A 1053-nucleotide genomic window follows, 5' to 3' on the forward strand; every position below is an offset into this window, starting at 1 on the left:
GCCCCCTTCAATCCCGAGGAGCGCCTTGCCATCGCCGGCAACCCTCTGCTGGCTCAGGCCGTCGCAACGCCCATGGCGCGCCGCAGTGCGAGCGAGCTGAACTGTGAAGGCAAGATGTTCTGGGACCAGGTTCACCCCACCACAGTGGTACACGCCACCCTGAGCGAGCGGGCTGCCGCCTTCATCGAACAGGAGTACGAATTCCTCCCTCGATAACGGAGGCCATCCTGCCAGGGCCGGCGCTTCACCGGCCCTCTTGCCCACAAGGGCAAAGCGCAACCCATATGACACCCATCACAGATTCGGGTCACGGTACCCCGGCGGCCTTCCGTCTCCACTATGATGCAGATGGATATCACAATATGTTTTATATCAGTTGCTTGTAGATTGAAAAAAGCGAGCTACGTTTAAACGTGTTGTGGTCGAACACAGGCCCAACCCACGAGGCGAGGCGACATGAATTCGCGCTCCCCACACACAAGATTGCAGAGGCATCTATGAACAAAACACTGATTACCTTGCTGGTTTCAGGCTTGCTTGCGGCCAACGCCCAGGCAGCCGGACAAGACAACACCTGGTATGGCGGTGCCAAACTGGGTTGGTCCAACTTCTACGGTGTCGATGAAAGCAATTCCATCGCCATCACCGACAAAGACGACGATGAAGTCGGCGCCGGTGCCTTCGCCGGTTACCAGATCAACCAGAATCTGGGTGTCGAACTCGGTTATGACTACCTTGGCAAGCTCAAGTACAGCGGCACCCGCAATGGCGCGGCCTTCAATGACTCCGTGCAAGCCCAGTTGGCCCAGCTCACGCTGAAACTGGGCTTCCCGGTTGTGGACAATCTGGACCTTTACGGCCGTGTCGGGGGCGGCTATGGCTGGACCGACAGCGACCAGCTGGAAAACGACAGCCGCTTCACCTTCGTCGGCGCGCTCGGTGCGGAGTATGCCCTGAGCCTGGATTGGGCAGCCCGCCTCGAATACCAGTACAGCACCCCGTATGGCAGCCGTGACGATACCGGCCTACGCATGGACAACGGCCTGCTCTCCC

1 protein-coding gene and 1 pseudogene are annotated in these 1053 nt (G+C 59.2%); both read left to right on the top strand.

Annotated features, from left to right (window positions below; all coding sequences use genetic code 11):
* Nucleotides 1-216, top strand: a pseudogene (locus AACR77_RS14215) (SGNH/GDSL hydrolase family protein); the annotation flags it as partial.
* A 281-nt stretch (nucleotides 217-497) separates the two neighbouring features.
* A partial coding sequence (locus AACR77_RS14220) for an outer membrane beta-barrel protein (RefSeq protein ID WP_042882416.1) occupies nucleotides 498-1053 on the top strand: 556 nt, incomplete at its 3' end.

Source organism: Aeromonas sp. ZOR0002 (assembly GCF_963866995.1).
Taxonomy (GTDB): Bacteria; Pseudomonadota; Gammaproteobacteria; order Enterobacterales; family Aeromonadaceae; genus Aeromonas; species Aeromonas caviae.